Source organism: Streptomyces plumbidurans, assembly GCF_019857225.1.
Taxonomy (GTDB): Bacteria; Actinomycetota; Actinomycetes; order Streptomycetales; family Streptomycetaceae; genus Streptomyces; species Streptomyces plumbidurans.
In genome coordinates this window covers 14,963-31,121 of record NZ_JAFJSY010000014.1, presented here as the reverse complement: position 1 = coordinate 31,121, position 16,159 = coordinate 14,963, and the positions used below count along the sequence as shown (strand labels likewise).

The following is a 16,159-nucleotide window of genomic DNA, read 5'->3' as shown; positions in this document are numbered from 1 at the left end:
AACTCCCTTACCCAGTGCGCTCCTTCGTCGAAGCGCGCCGCGGTGTCGACGGCCCGTCCAGATGCGCCACCACCGAGCTGTAGAACCGCTGCATCTGGTCGTCGACGCTGCGGATGAACCCGGTTTCGGCGTTCCCGCGTCCGCTGCCCATGCTCTTGAGGAGGGAGAGGCGGAAACCGGTGATGCGGGTGTCCGCCTTCCTGGGGAGCAGGTCGGCCGGTTCGGGGCGCAGGCGTTCCAGAGTGCCGCGGGGGCCGCCGGTCTCGCCCTCGACGAGGGTCTCGACGTGGAGGTCGGCAGGTGCCGCCTCGAGTCGGCGGATGAGGCGCTTGGCCCAGGTCAGGGGGTATCCCTGGTCGGGCGCTGGGATCTCCACCGAGGTGCGCAGCTTGCTGGTGCGCAGGTCGGCCGTGACGGCGAGCAGGCCAGGGGCGCCTTCGACGCGCAGTTCGGCCTGCAGGCGTCCTTCGGTGCACAGCCGGTCGGCCAGGAGGGTGCGACGGGTCCCGGGATCGCTGCCGCGCTTGGCGCGCTGGACCGGGAGGACCTTCTGGCCGATTTCGCCGCCCAGTCTGAGACACACCTGACGGATGAGGCGCTCCCAGTTCTCGACCACATCGAGGGCGCGTGGGTCGCCCTGGCACAGGGTCTCGTCGCTGATGCCGTTGCGCACCGGCACCCACGCCGAGCCCATGTTCTGAAAACCGTGGCAACCGGAGTTCTCGTGCTGGAGATAGTGCAGCAGTTCCTGGAGCAACCAGGTGCGTGCCGCGTTGCCGACACCCTCGTGTCGAATCAACAGCTGTGCTTGATAGGCCACTTCGGCCCACGACAGGTGCCACAGAGCCACCTGGTGCTTGCGCCGCCGGTCGATCTTGACGTCCACCAGCGGGCTGCCCTCCAGAGCGACGTCGTTCGAGAGGGTGATCACAGCCTCGTAGCCACGCCGGGCGGCGATGTCCATGTAGGCCTGCACCTGGTCGGCCTTGAGGGCGTTGCCGTTGGTCTTCGTCTCGACGAGTGCCGTCCACAGCCTCCCGGCACGCTCGACACGGATCACTCCGTCGGGGCGCCGGGGCGTGTCGCCGTGCGGCAGAGAGACCTCGGTGAATGTCTCCATGCGGCCGGACGGTGCCCCGAACGCGGCGGTGAGCCGTCTGCCGAACCGTGGGACCTGGGCCATCACGGACAGCACCACGGAAGTGGCGCGCGTCTCCCGTTCGCGGTCGCTCTTGAGCGCCGGGACCGGAAAAAGCCTGGCGGGTTTCCACGAGTCGTTCTCCGCCAAGGATTTCGGCGGGGTCCTGGGCGGCGTGACCTTCCTTTTCGCCGTACGAGGCCGGGCCGCCGGCTTCCTGGCCGCCGCGCCGGTCGCCTCCTCCGCAGGCTCGCGCGGAGCCGGGATCGCCTTCAGGGCGGCAGTCGGTGGGACGGGCTCGGCCGGGGTGGCCGCGACGTGGGCCTCGGCGTCCACCGGCGTCTCCGCCTCGGCCTCCGCTTCGGGCTCGTCGTCGATGTCCACGCCGAAGTCCGTTGCCAGACCGGCCAGTCCGGCGTCGTAGCCCTGCCCCACGGCGCGGAACTTCCACGCGTCCCCGCGCCGGTAGAGTTCGCCGAAGATGACCGCGCTCACCGAGTCGACGTCGTCGATCGAGAACCGCAGGAGACGCTCACCCGCGGCGTCGGCCAGCGTCACGCCCAGGTTCTCCAACTCGCCGAAGCGGGCGCCCTCGTAGCGGCTCGCGGCCACCACGATCCGCTCCACGTCGGCCGGTACCGCTGTCAGGTCGAAGCCGATCCGGTCCTCGTTGCCGTCCTCGGTGGGCGTCTTGCCGAGCAGTTGGACGCTTCCGTCCTTGGCCACCGGGTTGTTGTAGAAGTAGAAGTCGCCGTCACTGCGTACTTTGCCCCGGGCGTCGAGCAGTAAGACGGACACGTCCGCGTCGCCGTCGCCGCTCGGGCTCGCCCAGCCCAGGCCCACGATCACCGAGTCGATGTTTTCGCTCAGGGCCGTGAGAGACACGTTCGAGCCCTTGGTCATTTCATGCATGGAACCCCCCAGTCCCCGTGTGCGACATGATGTGATGTGTCACACAAGAGGGACAGTAGTACCACAGTGACCGTCGGCCGGTCTGCCACGTGGTCTGCGCATAACCATTGCCGGGGCAAACGCTCTATGACTAGCCTGTGTTCGTCATGCCGATCGTCTGTTGAAATTTCGAACATAGACGCCTCAGATGCCAAAGGAGGGGGCCGGTCGTGGGACGCCTCGTACCTGCCGTGACCCGGGCTCTCGACATTCTCGAGCTCTTCCTCGACGGGGACGGGACGCTCTCCGCCCCCGACATAGTGCGCAAGCTGCAGCTGCCGCGCACCACCGTGCACGAGCTGGTGACCACGCTGGCCGCCCGGTCGTACATCGTGCAGGTGCCCGGGCAGCCCGGACGCTACCGGCTGGGGGTGCGGCCGTACCAGCTCGGCAGCCGGTACGCCGAGCAGCTGGACCTCGCGGCTGAGGGACAGCAGGTGGCCCGGTCCGTAGCCGAGACCTGCGACGAGACCGTGCACGTGGCCATCCTGGAGGGCACCGACGTCATCTACATCGCCAAGGTGGACTCCACCCACGCGGTGCGCATGGTGTCGGCCGCCGGGCGGCGGCTCCCGGCGCACTGCACCTCGGTCGGCAAGATGCTGCTGGCCTCCCTCCCGGAGCCGGAGCTCACCTCGCGCATCCCCGACGACGCCGAACTCGTCGCGATGACCCCCAACAGCATCACCGACCCGGCGGCGTTGCGGGAGGTACTCGCCGAGATCCGGCAGAACGGCATCGCGGTGGAGAGCCGTGAGTCCAACCCCGACGTGAGCTGCGTGGCCGCGCCCGTGCGGGACCGCGCCGGACAGGTCGTGGCCGCCCTCTCCATCTCCGTCCCCATGATCCGCTGGAGCGACGAGCGCCGGGCCGAGCTGGAGCAGCTCGCCGCGAAGGGCGCAGTGGAGCTGTCGGAGCGACTCGGACACAGGAGCGTGGCATGACCTCTCAGTACGTCTCCCGGTACGAGGTGGCGGTGCAGGCCGGGGCCACCCTCGGTGAGGGCCCCACCTGGGACGCCGCCCGTGAGCGGCTGATCTGGGTGGATATCCTCGGCTCGCGCGTGCACACCTACGAGCCCGGCTCCGGGCGCCGTTCCGTCCGCACCACCGAGCAGCACGTCGGCGCCGCCAAGCCGCGCGCCGGCGGCGGGCTCGTCCTGAATCTGCGGGACGGCATCGCCGTCGTCGACCCCGACGGCACCTTCCGCTGGCTGCACCACGAAGCGGTCCCCGGCCGCCGCGGCAACGACGCCGCCGTCGCCCCCGACGGCTCCCTGTGGGCCGGGACCATGCGCTACGACGAGGCGCCGGGCGGCGGCACCCTGTCCCGGATCACCGGGGAAGGCCCGGCCGAGACCGTCCTCGACGACGTGGCGGTGAGCAACGGCACCGGCTGGAGCCCCGACGGCCGCCTGATGTACTACGTCGACTCGCCCACCCGGCAGGTCGACGTCTTCCACTACGAGGACGGCCGCATCACGGGCCGGCGCCGCTTCGCCGAGATCGAGGAGGGCGCGGGCTTCCCCGACGGCCTGACCGTGGACGCCGACGGCTGCGTATGGGTGGCCCTGTGGGACGGCGGCGCGGTACGCCGCTACACCCCCGACGGCGAACTCGACCGCGCCATCGAACTCCCCACCCCCCGCGTAACGGCCTGCGCCTTCGGAGGCCCGGACCTGACGGACCTCTACATCACAACAGCCCGCGTGGGCCTTGCCGCACCCCACCCGACCGCGGGCTCACTGCTGGTGGTCCCGGGAGCCGGAAAGGGAGTGCTGCAACCGGCGTTCGGGGGGTGAGGCTGCGGTTTGTGGGTGCGGGGGGGGGGTCGGTCCAGCGGGCCGGCTCACACACCCCACCCCCCGCCCTACTCCAACCCCACCCTCTTCAACTCCTCCCCCGTCAGCGGCGGCCCAGTAAGCGAAGGCCTCATCGGCCCGAACAGTGCCCCCAGGAGCACCGACGGCCCCAGTAGCACCTCCGCCCGGCGTTCCAGCGAGGTCACGTCGGTTACGCGGCGGGCGATTCTTCCGTTGCCGGTGGCTGTGTGCATCAGGCGGGAGACGTAGGCGGCCAGGAGGCGGTCGCGGGTGGTGGGGCCGGTTTCGGTTGCTCCGGGGTAGAAGATGTCCTGTCCTGTGGCGAGGTCCCAGGCCGCGTTGACCGGTCGGGCGACCGCCTTTTGGACGCGGCGGGACAGGCCGGGGGTGCCGATGCCGTGACGGTGAGTCAAATGGCGTAGGCGCAGGGCGCTTTGGGCAGCGACCGCCAGGCCGTGTCCGTAGGTGGGGTTGAGTGAGGCCAGTGCGTCGCCGAGGACGGTGAAGTTGTCGGGCCAGGACGGCATACGTTCGTAGTAGTAGCGGCGGTTCACGGTGGCGCGGGTGAAGGCGACGTCGGACAACGGCTCGGCCCGGGCGAGGAGTTCGCCGAGGAGTGGGTGTCGTAGCTGCTCGCGGGCGAAGCGGGCGAAGTCGTCGCCCGAGGCGTTGGCGGGGCCGGGTTCGCCCCCGCGGGTGCCGCTGAGGGTGACGATCCAGCGGCCGTTCTCGATGGGCAGCAGGAAGCCCGCCCGGCCGGGGCCGCCGTCGTGCGGGTCCGGCTGGATGCTGATCACGGGGAAGCCGCCGCGGGCGGGCTCGGGCGCGAGGTGGAGCCGGCTGGCGTAGGCGAGACCGGTGTCGACTCGGCGCTGCTCGGGCGCGGGCAGCCCGAGGTCGGTGAGCCAGCGGGGTGCTTGGGAGCCGCGCCCTGTGGCGTCGACGACCAGGTCCGCCGCGAGGTCGCGCTCGCGGCCCCCGCGCTCACGCACCCGTACTCCGGTGACTGCCTTCGCGTCCCCCGTGAGCCCCAGCACCTCCGTGTTCTCGAGCAACTCGACGCGCCCGTCCGCGAGGACCTCTCGGCGCACCGTCGCGTCCAGCAGGTCCCGTCCGGCCAGTACGACGTGGTGGGACTCGGGCCAGCGCCTGAACCAGCCGTGAGCGGACAGGACGACCATGTCCGTGGTGACGGGCGCGCGGCGGGCCCCGGCGTCCAGGAGTGCGGTGCTGATGCCGGGCAGCAGCTCCTCCATCGCCCGCACCCCGCCCGACCAGAGCATATGGGCGTGCCGGGCCTGCGGGAGTCCTCTGCGGGGCCCGGGTGTGCTCGGCAGGGTGTCGCGCTCCACGACGACGACCCGGTCGGCCGGGCCGGCCAGGGCGCGGGCCGCGAGCATGCCGGTGTGGGATCCCCCCAGGACGACTGCGGTTCTGGTGGGGGAGGGACGTTCACTCATGCGCGGACATGCTCTCTGCCGGGACGGCCGGGTGGGTGCGCACCGCCGTGATCTCTTCGGTGTGACGCAGAGCCGCGGACACGGCCCGGATCTCCTGGAGCAGATACGAGGTGTCGGCCTCGCCCGTGCCGCCGCCACCGTCCACGGCACGCTGCCTGTCCATGGCACGCTGCCTGTCCGTGGCAGGGTGCCCGTCCATGGAACGGTGCCCGTCGACGGCACGCCGACCGTCCCCCGCACGTTGTCCGTTCGCGGCACGCTCCCCGTCCCCCGCACACTGCCCGTCCCCCGCACACCGCCCGTTCTCGACGGCGTCCATGACCTCCACGGCGTCCAGGATGGTCACCGCGGCGGCGAGCGCCTGCGCCCGGGCGCGCTCGTGGCCGAGGGCGAGTGCGGCCTCGTGGGCCCGGCCGCGCAGGTCCTCGTCCAGGAACCGCGACAGCTGCAGGAGCGCGTCGCGGATGTAGGTCTCGCGGCGGATCAGGCGCATCTCGGCGGTGGCGCGCAGGGCGAGCGGTTCGCGGCGGCCCGCGACGGTCCGCATCAGGCGGGCGAGCGGCTTGAGGTCGCGGTAGCGGCGGCGCACCAGCCAGCGCTCGCGCAGGTACTGGCCGACGTGCGGCACGATGAAGCCGATCGCGACCAGCGTGGCGGCGACACAGGCCGCCGAAGGAGCGATGTTGGTGTTCAGCCAGTCCAGGTCGTGACCGGTCCAACGGGCCACCACCGCCGTGAACTTGGCGGCGCTGAACAGCAGGTTGGTGGCGAATCCGACACCGAGGAAGCGCAGCCCCCAGCGCAGCCAGGCGTCGAGGCCGTCGGTGCGGATCCAGTTCCAGACCAGCCAGGTGGTGATCGAGCAGGCCACCGCCTGTGCCAGCAGGTAGAGCACGATCTCCTCGCGCATGAACGGCGTACCGGCGTAATACGTGTCGAGGTCCCGGACGCGTTCCACCGGTACGTCGGCGAGCGCGAACAGCACCCACAGCGCGACGACCACGGCGGCGTGCAGCCCGACCACCCAGCGGGTGGCGCGGCGCGTCTCCTCCCGGTGGTCGGTGGGGCCGTTGCGCCAGTGCACCACCAGCAGCAGCCAGCACGCGGACAGCGCGGTGATCAGGGTGTACACCCAGGGCGCGGCGATGTTCGGCACGCCGGTGACCCGGTTCGTCCAGGCGATGGTGCCCGGGGCCGCGAAGGCGAACACCGCGCAGGCGAACAGCAGCAGACCGCCGACGGCACGCAGCAGCGGGTCGCGCCACAGCTTGAGGATGCTGGGCAGCTTGACCACCAGGGCCGCGGTCAGGACCAGGCCGGGCAGCCAGAAGGTGACGTACAGGCCGGTGACGAACGCCGTAGGACCTTCGGCCAGTCGCAGTGAGGTCACCGCGCCTGTCCTTCACGTCCCTCACGCCCGCGAGTACGTCCCTCACGCCCGCGGTCACGTCCCTCACGCCCGCGGTAGCCGAGGGATCTTTGGACCGGGTCGGGCGGTGCTCCGCCGCCCCGTCCGGGCAGGGCGGGCCTCAGCGCGGCCGCGAGCCGGTGCCCGAAGTCGTCGGCCTCGGCCTCGTCGGCCTCCCGCGAACCGTTGCGGGCGGCCACCGCCAGAGCGGCGGAGGAGTCCCAACCCGGCTGTCCGGCGGAGGAGTTCCAGCCGGGCTCTTGGGCGAATGCGTTCGCCGTGGACGGGTGGCGATGCGCGTGACCCATGTGCAGATGCCACAACTCATGCCCCAAAATGACCAGTTGCTGCACCGCCTCGGCCCGCTCCTCGACGATGACCAGGTCGAAGTCCTGGAACTCCACCCACAACCCGGTGACTTCGATCTCGTCGGGGAAGCGCTCGAAGCGCAGATCGACGGGGCGTCCGCCGCGCAGCACGCTCATCTCCTCGCACAGCGCCCGGCACAACTCGTGCGCGTCGGCGGGCGGTCGGGGCCTGGACCGGACGGCGTCGCCGAGGCGTTCGGCCAGCTCCCGCATTCCGGCGACCCTCCGCGAGCGCAGCAGCCCGGCAGCGATCCGGGCCCCTTTGCGCCGCGCGCCCGCGATGTCCATCGTTCCCCCTTCCGGCGCCGCTCGCCGTACAACAAGCGGTCCGAGACTACGCGGCCGGTCCGGTCCACGTCAGGTGGTCGGGCGCCGCCGTTTGAACCGGGAACGACCTCGCACCGGCCGGAAACTCCTGTCCAAAGCATTGACTAGCAAGCGCTTCCTCCTTACGGTCCCGTTCGAAGTTACGAGCGAATGTCGAAATACCGAACAGATAGGGCAGGCTATGGAACGACCTGACCTGAGTCGCAGGAACCTTCTCGCGGCCGTCGGCGGACTCACCGTCGCCGGCAGCTTCGGCTTCGCCGCGCTCGGCACCGGCGCCGACGCGCTGACCACCGGAGGGCGCACCCGGGTGCGCTACTGGAACCTCTTCAGCGGCGGCGACGGCTCCAACATGATCACGATGCTGGACGCCTTCCGCCGGGCGCACCCGGACATCGCGGTCAAGGACGCCACCCTCCAGTGGGGCAGCCCGTACTACACCAAGCTCGCCATGGCGGCGGCCGGAAACCGCGCTCCCGACCTGGGCGTCATGCACCTCGGCCGGGTCACCGGCTTCTCGCCCGGCCGCCTGCTCGACCCCTGGGACATGGACCTGCTCGCCAAGTACGGCGTGCGCGAGAAGGACTGGAACCCCAAGCTGTGGCAACGCGGCGTCATCGACGGCACGTTGTACGCCCTGCCACTCGACATCCACGTCCAGCTCTGCTTCTACCGCAGGGACGTACTGAAGAAGGCGGGCCTGCTCGGCGACGACGGTCTGATGATCCCCGTCACCTCCACCACCGAGTGGTTCGACGTCCTGAAGAAGGCCAGGAAGGTCCAGAAGAAGGGGCTGCAGACGATCGGCCTGTGGACCAACGACCAGAACTTCCAGTGGTGGTTCTTCGTCGCCTTCTACACCCAGCTCGGCGGCACCTGGTTCAACGACGCCAAGACCGAGGTGCTCTTCGACGTCGACAAGGCCACCGAGGTCCTGGAGTTCTTCCGCAAGCACGTCACCGACGGCTACGTCATCCCGGGCGCCCCGACCGGCGAGCAGTTCATCAACGGCGCCCCCTTCACCTGGGAGGGCAACTGGTCGGTGCCGGTCTTCTCCGGCGCCAAGCTGGACTACGGCGCCACCCCGCTGCCGCCCGTCTTCGGCAAGCAGGCCACCCACGCCGAGTCGCACTCCTTCGTCCTGCCGCACCAGGCCGACCGCGGCGGCGCCGCCAACGAGGGCGCGCACCGACTGGCGGCCTACGTCGTCAAGCACGCCCTGCAGTGGGCGGCGGGCGGCCACATCCCGGCGTACACGCCGACGCTGTCCACACCCGCGTACAAGAAGCTCACCCCGCAGCACGAGTACGTGTCCGCGATGGACCACCAGGCCACCGAGCCGAAGGTGTGGTTCGCCGGCTCGACCGGCATCCTCGCCCAGGACCTCGGCCCGATCGTCGTCTCCTCGACCATGGGCTCGGCCAAGCCCGCCGCGGCCGCGCAGCGGATGAAGAAGCAGCTCGCCAAGCTCCTCGCCACGAAGAACCCGATGGACGGCAGGACCGCAGCGCAGGGAGGTGCGACCGCATGACGACCAGTGCCCAGACCGTCGTCGTACCGGCGCGGACGAAGACCGCCGCAGCCAGTGCGACCCTGCGTCGCAAACAGGGCTTCCAGCACGGGGGTTGGTTCGTCGCCCCGTTCCTGGCGCTGTTCACGCTGTTCGTGATCTGGCCGCTGCTGCGCGGCCTGTACCTGAGCCTGACCGACGCCAACATCTCCGGCGACGACACGCACTTCGTCGGCCTCGACAACTACCGCGAGGCGCTGCACGACTCGGCGATGTGGGACGCGCTCGGCCACAGCGCCTACTTCACGCTGCTCGTGGTGCCGTGCATCGTCGTCCTCGCCTTTCTGCTCGCGATGCTGGCGCACAACATCGAGCGCGGCAAATGGCTGTGGCGGCTGTGCTTCTTCGCCCCGTTCCTGCTGCCGTCGACCGTCGCCGCCAACCTCTTCCAGTGGCTGTTCACCCAGGGCATCGGCATGTTCAACCATGTCTTCGGCATCACCACGCCCTGGCTGACCGACAAGTCGTACGCGATGCTCGCCATCGTCATCGAGACCCTGTGGTGGACGGTCGGCTTCTCCTTCCTGCTCTACCTCGCCGCGCTCCAGGGCATCCCCGACCACCTCTACGAGGCCGCGAAGCTCGACGGCGCGAACGCCTGGCACCGCATGGTCCACATCACGCTGCCGCTGCTGCGCAACATCACCGGACTGGTGCTCGCCCTGCAGATCCTCGCCTCGCTGCAACTCTTCGACCAGGCCGTCGTGATGATGGACTTCGGCCCCGGACCCGAGCTCAGCACCCGGGCGTTCGTGCAGTACACCCTCGAACAGGGCTTCACCAGCTACCGCGTGGGCTACGCCTCCGCGATGTCCGTCATCTTCTTCGTACTCATCGCAGTCGTCGCCCTCGCCCGGATGTGGCTGCTGCGCAACCGTGAGGAGGGCGTCCGATGACCACCGCCGAGGCCACCACCCGTCCGACCGTACGCACCGGTCCGACCGTACGCACCAAGGCCCGCAGGCCCTGGACACCCGGCCAGATCGTCCTCACGCTGATCGGGCTCGCCGTCTCCGTCGTGTTCGTGGCACCGATCGCCGCGGCCCTGTTCACCTCGCTCAAGTCCGAGACCGAGGCGGCCCAGATCCCGCCGCACTGGCTGCCCAAGGTGTGGACGGGCCAGGCATGGAAGGCCCTGTTCGACACCGGCAACATCACCAACTGGCTCCTCAACTCCCTTGTCGTGTCGGTGTGCGTGACCTCCGTGGTCGTCCTGGTCAGCGCGCTCGCCGGATACGGCTTCGCCCGCACCGAGTTCCGCGGCAAGACGGTGCTCATGGGCGTCGTCATGGCGGGCCTGATGATCTCCCCGGCGGTGCTCGGCGTACCCCTGTTCACCACCGTCCAGCAGATGGGCATGGTCGACACCTACTGGGGCATGATCCTGCCGCAGTGCGCGCCCGCCGCGATGGTCTACATCCTCTACAAGTTCTTCCAGGGCATCCCGCACGAACTGGAGGAGGCCGCCTTCATCGACGGCGCGGGCCGCTGGCGGGTCTTCTTCACGATCGTCCTCCCGCTCTCGCGCCCCTCCCTCGCCGCGGTCGGCATCTTCACCTTCATCAGCTCCTGGAACAACTTCCTCTGGCCGTACATGGTGACCAACAACCCCGACCTGATGACCATGCCCAACGGCATCGCCACCGTCATGAACTCCTACGGCATCCAATGGGCCCAACTCATGGCCGGCGGCCTCATGGCAGGCCTCCCCCTGATCATCGTCTTCATCTTCTTCCAACGCCAAATAGTGGCGGGCGTCGCCCACACAGGCTTGGCAGGCCAGTAGCGGACCTCCGGTTTTGGCTTTTAGGGGCGCGGGGCTGTATCGATTTGCGGCTCCGCCGCGTGAGCGCGACAAGCCACACACAACCCGCACCCGCCAAAAAACATGCACCACCCACCCCCGAAAGGCGACCATGCGCACAGCCCACCTGACCCTCGACCCAGCCTTCACCGTCGGAGACACCACCCCCCGACTCTTCGGCAGCTTCGTAGAACACCTGGGCCGCTGCGTCTACACCGGCATCTTCGAACCAACCCACCCCACCGCCGACGCCGAAGGCCTCCGCCAGGATGTCCTGGACCTCGTCCGCGAACTCGGCGTCACCGCGATCCGCTACCCGGGCGGCAACTTCGTCTCGGGCTACAAGTGGGAGGACTCGGTCGGCCCGACCGAGGACCGCCCCCGCCGACTCGACCTCGCCTGGCACTCCACCGAGACCAACCGCTTCGGCCTGTCCGAGTACATCGGCTTCCTGCGCAAGATCGGCCCGCAGGCCGAGCCCATGATGGCCGTCAACCTCGGCACCCGCGGCGTCGCCGAGGCCCTGCAGCTCCAGGAGTACGCCAACCACCGCGCGGGCACGGCCCTTTCGGACCTGCGCGTCGCGCACGGCGACAAGGACCCGTTCGGCATCAGGCTGTGGTGCCTGGGCAACGAGATGGACGGCCCCTGGCAGACCGGCCACAAGACGGCCGAGGAGTACGGCCGCGTCGCAGCCGAGACCGCCCGCGCCATGCGCCAGGCCGACCCGGGCGTGGAACTGGTCGTCTGCGGCTCCTCCAGCCAGGCCATGCCGACGTTCGCCGAGTGGGAGGCGACGGTCCTCAAGGAGACGTACGACCTCGTCGACCACGTCTCCCTGCACGCCTACTACTGGCCCGAGGACGGCGACATCGACTCCTTCCTCGCCTCCGCCGTCGACATGGAGTCCTTCATCGAGAACGTCGTCGCGACCGCCGACCACGTGGGCGCACGGCTGAAGTCGAAGAAGCGGATCAACCTCTCCTTCGACGAGTGGAACGTCTGGTACCTGCCCGAGTGGGAGGCGCGCGCCAAGACCTTCGAGCAGGACGACTGGCCCGAGGCCCCGCGGCTGCTGGAGGACAACTACAGCGTCACCGACGCCGTCGTCCTCGGCTCGCTCCTCATCGCGCTGCTCCGGCACGCGGACCGCGTCACCGTGGCCTGCCTCGCCCAGCTCGTCAACGTCATCGCGCCGATCATGACCGAGCCCGGCGGCCCGGCCTGGCGCCAGACGACCTTCTTCCCCTTCGCCCAGGCCGCTCGGCACGGCCAGGGCCGGGTCCTCGACGTCCGGGTCGACTCCCCGACGTACGAGACGAAGAAGTACGGCGAGACCGACCTGCTGCACGCCACCGCCGTACGCGCGCAGGACGGCACCGTCACCGTCTTCGCCGTCAACCGCAGCCGTACCGAAGCGCTGCCCCTCGAAGTCGCCCTCAACGGACTGGACTTGACGTCGGTCGTCGAGCACAGCGCCCTTTCGGACAGTGACCCGGACGCCCGCAACACCCTCGACGACCCCGAACGGGTCGCCCCGCACACGGTCGAGGGCACGGGGCTGAAGGACGGCCGGCTCACCGCCGTACTGGAACCGCTGTCGTGGAACGTGATCCGGCTGGCCTGACGGCCACGCCTCACACCGTCCTCACCGGCACCCCTCCGGCCGCCGCACCCAGCAGTGTCAGCCGTACGTCCGACGGGCCGGAGGGGGTCGTCCCGTCGGACAGGACGGCCAGGGCGAGGGTGTTGGAGCCGCGGGTGCGCAGGATGCCGTTGGGCAGGACGAAGGTGTGCTGGGGGCCCACGTCGTTGATGTACTGGCCCATGTTCCAGCCGTTGAGGAAGATCTGGACGCGGTAGGCCCGTGCGGGGTCGTCGTCGAGGACGAGCCCGATCGAGGCGTCCGTGCCGGGGTCGACGGCGAGCCGGAAGGCCGTCCGGTACCAGGTCACGCCCTGCCGCCGCTCGGCCCGCGGCAGCTGAGCCGACTCCCAGCCGCCGTCGGCGTACGAGGGCAGGTGCCAGCCGTGCCGTTCGCCGTACAGCCCGCCGTTGTTCTGCGGCCCGCGCACGGGGTCGGGCGCCGACTCGCCCTGGAGCCGCCAACTCACCTTCGGGGAAGCCCTGTTGAAGGTGACCGCCGTCAGTCCGCGCGCCACCTTGTGGGTGTCCTGCGCCTTGCCGTCCTGGTCGTGCTGCATACGGCGAACCAGCACGGACAGGACGTGCGGGCCCGCCTTGCGCAGCTTCTCCGGTACGTCGAAGGAGGCCGTGTCGGTCCAACTGCCCTGCCGCACACTCTTGTTGTCCGGCACCGGCATCCGGTGCGTGCCCAGGGGCACTCCGTCCAGCCAGGCCATCAGCAGCCCCTGCGTGCCGGTGCTGTACGCGAGAGACACGGACCCGGCGCCGGTCGCGTCGGTGAAGTGCCCGCGGTACCAGACGTCGCCGTAGTGGAAGCCGTAGTCGTCGGCGAAGAGGACGGGCTGCCCGGCCGGGACCGGGGTGGTGCTGTGGGAGGTGGTCTTCTCGGCGACCGTCCAGGAGGTGTCGTCGAAGCCGGGCGCCGACTCCGGGTTCTCCGTGCGCCGCCGCCAGGGGCCGCGCAGCGCGGGTAGGGTGACCGCCCCCGCACCCGGCAGCGACTGTGCGCCGCGCAGGCTCCCGGAGGACGTGCCGCGCACCCTCAACTCGCCGCCGTTCCAGGAGACTTCGCGGATGCCGCGCGGCCCCCACACCTCCAGCTCGGCGGCCCGCACGGTGTCGCCGGTCAGCCGGACCGCCGTACCCTCCACGGCAGCGGTCCGCAGCAGCGCGGGGCCGTACACCAGCACCGGACCGGACGGGGTGTCGCGCGGCCACAGCCGTACGGAGGTCTCGTCGTCGGCGAGGAGCAGCAGCAGGGGCGTCGCGACGCCGCCGCCGGTCACCAACACCCGTGTCAGACCGTCGAGTTCGGCCTCGATACGTAGCAGGCCTTCCGCGTACGAGTGCTCGGCCTCGCCGTCCAGCACGGTGACCGCCGGGCGGCTCGCGCACTCCAGCGCGGTCACCGTCGCCTCCCCGGTCCGGCCGGTGAGCACGGCGATCTCCTGCTGCCCCGCGGTGAGGGCCAGCATGGGCTGGGCGTTGGAGTGCCGCACCGTCCGCCGCCCCAGCCTGATCCCGGCGGCAAGCAGCCGCGCGTCCTGCGCCGGGACGGAGACCGGCAGCCGGGCGCCCCGGACCGCGAGCGTGGTGTCGACCTGCTCCTTGCCGTCGTTGCGCAGGACGTACACGTCGGCGTGGGTGTCGGGGTTGGTCAGGTGGTACACCTTCAGTCCGTCCGCCGTGACGTCCGCGGCGCGGTCCAGCTTGGCGAAGTCGGGGACGTGGTGCAGCAGATGGCCGATCTGGTGCATGGGGATCAGCTTGGACGTGGGCCGGCGCCCCTCGTCGATGGCGGCGCCGTAGTCGTACGACGTGTAGACGACCGGAGCGGGCAGCCAGCCCCAGGAGGTGCCGCCGAAGGTCATGTAGACGCTGTGCAGCGTGATGCCGTTGGCGAGGTTGGTGAGGTAGAAGCGGCGTTCGTACGCCGCGTCGCGCTGCCGCCGGGACTCCTCGTACCCCTTCCTGTCGAACCAGACCCCGCCCCAGGGATCGAACCAGCCGCCCCCGAACTCCGGTACCAGACCGGGAGTTCGGGGGCTCGCCGTCGAGCCGCCCTTCAGGCCGCCGATGCCGAAGTACCCCCAGTCGGGCGGGGTGAGGGACGGCGAGGGGTAGCCGTCGAAGCCGTAGAGCCAACCGCCCGTGTCCCCGCCGGTGTCGAAGGAGCCGGGGATCCAGTAGCCGTTCCTGCTCTTGTCGTTGTGGAAGAGCGGCACGTCGATGCCGTCGGCGCGCACCTTCTTGTACAGGTGCGACATGTAGTCGCGCCCGGTCGGCTCGTCGACGTGGGAGTCGTACTCGTTCTCGATCTGGTAGAGCAGGACGGTGCCGCCGCCGTCGGTGTACAGATGCCGGGCGACGATCCGGTTCACCTGGGTCAGCCACTCGTCGACGTACGACAGATACGTCGGGTCGGCGGTCCGCGCCGTTCCGGCGGTGGTCGTCAGCCAGCCGGGGAAGCCGCCGCCGTCGAGCTCGGCGTTGCAGTACGGGCCGGGGCGCAGGATGACGTACAGGCCGGTCTCGGCGGCCATGCGCAGGAACAGGTCCAGGTCGCGGACGCCGGTGAAGTCGTAGTGGCCGGGGGCGGGGGAGTGGTAGTTCCACGGCACGTAGATGCTGACCGTGTTGTAGCCGTGGGCGCGCAACTTCTGCAGGACGTCCCGCCACAGGGACGGGCTGGGCAGCCGGCAGGGGTGCACCTCACCCGACCAGACGACCAGGCGGCGGTCGTCGACGAGCAGCGAGTAGTGGTCGTAGCCGATGGTGTGGCGCTCGCCGTCCGCGCGCGGCGGGGCGGGCGCGGGGCCCGTCGGGGCGGTGCGGGCGGCGTAGGCGCAGCTCGCCGCTCCGCTGCCGCCGAGCGCGAGGCCGAGCGCCGTGGTGCCGGCGAGCGCGCTGAACGTACGTCTGCTGAGCCCCATGGGAGCCTCCCGTCGTGCCGGTCGGTCGGCGCGTGCGAGGTCATTGTGTACGGCCGCAGCCAGCACAATGGTCGTATGAGGATCTCGGCACGGGCGGATTACGCGGTACGGGCGGTTCTTGAGCTCGCGGTTCGGCAGGATGGCGGACCGGTGAAGGCGGAGGCCGTCGCCGCCGCGCAGGAGATTCCGCACAAGTTCCTCGAGGGCATCCTCGGCGACCTGCGGCGCGCCGGCGTCGTGGACAGCCGGCGCGGGGGCAACGGCGGCTACCGGCTGGCGCGCGCTGCCTCCGCCATCACGGTCGCCGATGTGATCCGGGCGGTGGACGGCCCGATCGTCTCCGTGCGCGGCGAGCGGCCCACCGGCCTGGAGTACACGGGCTCCGCCCGGCCGCTGCTGCCGCTGTGGATCGCGCTGCGGGCCAATGTGCGCCGCATCCTGGAAGGCGTCACGATCGCCGACATCGCGGCGGACGCCCTGCCGGAACCGGTGCGGCAACTAGCGGCGGAGCCGGCGGCGTGGGAGAACCCGTGAACGCCAACGACCCTTATATGTAACGGAGTTCAACCTCACGTCGGCCGTGTGAAAGGTACGCCTGTGAATGGCCGGAGTTCGCCCTGACGGTGGGTCACATCCCTTCCTACGATGCGGATCGCTCCCGGCCTTCACAGGAACCTCACTGTTTCTCCAAAGAGCCCTCTTGGGGGCCGGAGTGTGCCACCCCCCACTCA

General features: G+C 70.3%; 12 protein-coding genes. 7 read left to right on the top strand and 5 right to left on the bottom strand.

What is annotated here, in order from left to right:
* Positions 1-7: 7 nt before the first annotated feature.
* Positions 8-2,041, bottom strand: coding sequence for a TerD family protein (locus tag JYK17_RS12130; protein ID WP_164932262.1), 2,034 nt, complete (start codon positions 2,039-2,041; stop codon positions 8-10).
* A gap of 218 nt (positions 2,042-2,259) precedes the next feature.
* Between JYK17_RS12130 and JYK17_RS12125 the strand changes: the two genes are divergently transcribed.
* Positions 2,260-3,033: an IclR family transcriptional regulator gene (locus JYK17_RS12125; RefSeq protein WP_108007801.1), complete on the top strand. Its 774-nt coding sequence runs from the start codon at positions 2,260-2,262 to the stop codon at positions 3,031-3,033.
* Entirely contained in the window at positions 3,030-3,890 is an 861-nt protein-coding gene (locus JYK17_RS12120; protein ID WP_222810348.1) for an SMP-30/gluconolactonase/LRE family protein, read from the top strand. The genes JYK17_RS12125 and JYK17_RS12120 overlap by 4 nt, the downstream gene beginning before the upstream one ends.
* 68 nt (positions 3,891-3,958) lie before the next feature.
* Here the strand turns inward: JYK17_RS12120 and JYK17_RS12115 are convergent, their stop codons facing one another.
* The 3 genes from JYK17_RS12115 to JYK17_RS12105 are packed head-to-tail and all read right to left on the bottom strand — an operon-like array spanning position 3,959 to position 7,435.
* Positions 3,959-5,371: an NAD(P)/FAD-dependent oxidoreductase gene (locus JYK17_RS12115; RefSeq protein WP_222810347.1), complete on the bottom strand. Its 1,413-nt coding sequence runs from the start codon at positions 5,369-5,371 to the stop codon at positions 3,959-3,961.
* Entirely contained in the window at positions 5,364-6,761 is a 1,398-nt protein-coding gene (locus tag JYK17_RS12110; RefSeq protein WP_222810346.1) for an MAB_1171c family putative transporter, read from the bottom strand. Before JYK17_RS12110 ends, JYK17_RS12115 begins: the two co-directional genes overlap by 8 nt.
* Positions 6,758-7,435: a toxin-antitoxin system, toxin component family protein gene (locus JYK17_RS12105; RefSeq protein WP_181362357.1), complete on the bottom strand. Its 678-nt coding sequence runs from the start codon at positions 7,433-7,435 to the stop codon at positions 6,758-6,760. The genes JYK17_RS12110 and JYK17_RS12105 overlap by 4 nt, the downstream gene beginning before the upstream one ends.
* Before the next feature lie 220 nt (positions 7,436-7,655).
* On the opposite strand from JYK17_RS12105, the gene JYK17_RS12100 reads away from it, so the two are divergent.
* The 4 genes from JYK17_RS12100 to arfA all read left to right on the top strand — a co-directional run bounded on the left by JYK17_RS12100 (position 7,656) and on the right by arfA (position 12,475).
* Positions 7,656-9,005, top strand: coding sequence for an extracellular solute-binding protein (locus JYK17_RS12100; protein ID WP_108007805.1), 1,350 nt, complete (start codon positions 7,656-7,658; stop codon positions 9,003-9,005).
* Positions 9,002-9,940 carry a carbohydrate ABC transporter permease gene (locus tag JYK17_RS12095; protein ID WP_108007806.1) on the top strand — a complete coding sequence of 313 codons (939 nt, stop codon included), beginning with the start codon at positions 9,002-9,004 and terminating at the stop codon, positions 9,938-9,940. The genes JYK17_RS12100 and JYK17_RS12095 overlap by 4 nt, the downstream gene beginning before the upstream one ends.
* Positions 9,937-10,830 (top strand): carbohydrate ABC transporter permease, encoded by an 894-nt coding sequence (locus JYK17_RS12090; RefSeq protein WP_108007807.1) that lies wholly within the window; start codon positions 9,937-9,939, stop codon positions 10,828-10,830. The genes JYK17_RS12095 and JYK17_RS12090 overlap by 4 nt, the downstream gene beginning before the upstream one ends.
* Before the next feature lie 130 nt (positions 10,831-10,960).
* A complete protein-coding gene (gene arfA, locus JYK17_RS12085) occupies positions 10,961-12,475 on the top strand; it encodes an arabinosylfuranosidase ArfA (protein ID WP_128803135.1) in 1,515 nt (504 codons plus the stop codon).
* A gap of 10 nt (positions 12,476-12,485) precedes the next feature.
* On the opposite strand, the gene JYK17_RS12080 is transcribed toward arfA, so the two are convergent.
* On the bottom strand, positions 12,486-15,428 hold the full coding sequence (locus JYK17_RS12080) for a beta-galactosidase (protein ID WP_222810345.1): 2,943 nt from the start codon (positions 15,426-15,428) through the stop codon (positions 12,486-12,488).
* Positions 15,429-15,503: 75 nt separating this feature from the next.
* Here JYK17_RS12080 and JYK17_RS12075 point away from each other — a divergent pair, with 75 nt between their 5' ends.
* Positions 15,504-15,962 carry an RrF2 family transcriptional regulator gene (locus JYK17_RS12075; protein WP_108007810.1) on the top strand — a complete coding sequence of 153 codons (459 nt, stop codon included), beginning with the start codon at positions 15,504-15,506 and terminating at the stop codon, positions 15,960-15,962.
* Positions 15,963-16,159 lie beyond the last annotated feature (197 nt).

Excerpts from the sequence above, each read along its gene's own strand:
- JYK17_RS12115 (WP_222810347.1), bottom strand. The coding sequence starts at position 5,371 with ATGAGTGAACGTCCCTCCCCCACCAGAACCGCAGTCGTCCTGGGGGGA.
- JYK17_RS12100 (WP_108007805.1), top strand. The coding sequence starts at position 7,656 with ATGGAACGACCTGACCTGAGTCGCAGGAACCTTCTCGCGGCCGTCGGC.
- arfA (WP_128803135.1), top strand. The coding sequence starts at position 10,961 with ATGCGCACAGCCCACCTGACCCTCGACCCAGCCTTCACCGTCGGAGAC.
- JYK17_RS12080 (WP_222810345.1), bottom strand. The coding sequence starts at position 15,428 with ATGGGGCTCAGCAGACGTACGTTCAGCGCGCTCGCCGGCACCACGGCG.
- JYK17_RS12130 (WP_164932262.1), bottom strand. The coding sequence starts at position 2,041 with ATGACCAAGGGCTCGAACGTGTCTCTCACGGCCCTGAGCGAAAACATC.
- JYK17_RS12075 (WP_108007810.1), top strand. The coding sequence starts at position 15,504 with ATGAGGATCTCGGCACGGGCGGATTACGCGGTACGGGCGGTTCTTGAG.
- JYK17_RS12090 (WP_108007807.1), top strand. The coding sequence starts at position 9,937 with ATGACCACCGCCGAGGCCACCACCCGTCCGACCGTACGCACCGGTCCG.
- JYK17_RS12095 (WP_108007806.1), top strand. The coding sequence starts at position 9,002 with ATGACGACCAGTGCCCAGACCGTCGTCGTACCGGCGCGGACGAAGACC.
- JYK17_RS12105 (WP_181362357.1), bottom strand. The coding sequence starts at position 7,435 with ATGGACATCGCGGGCGCGCGGCGCAAAGGGGCCCGGATCGCTGCCGGG.
- JYK17_RS12120 (WP_222810348.1), top strand. The coding sequence starts at position 3,030 with ATGACCTCTCAGTACGTCTCCCGGTACGAGGTGGCGGTGCAGGCCGGG.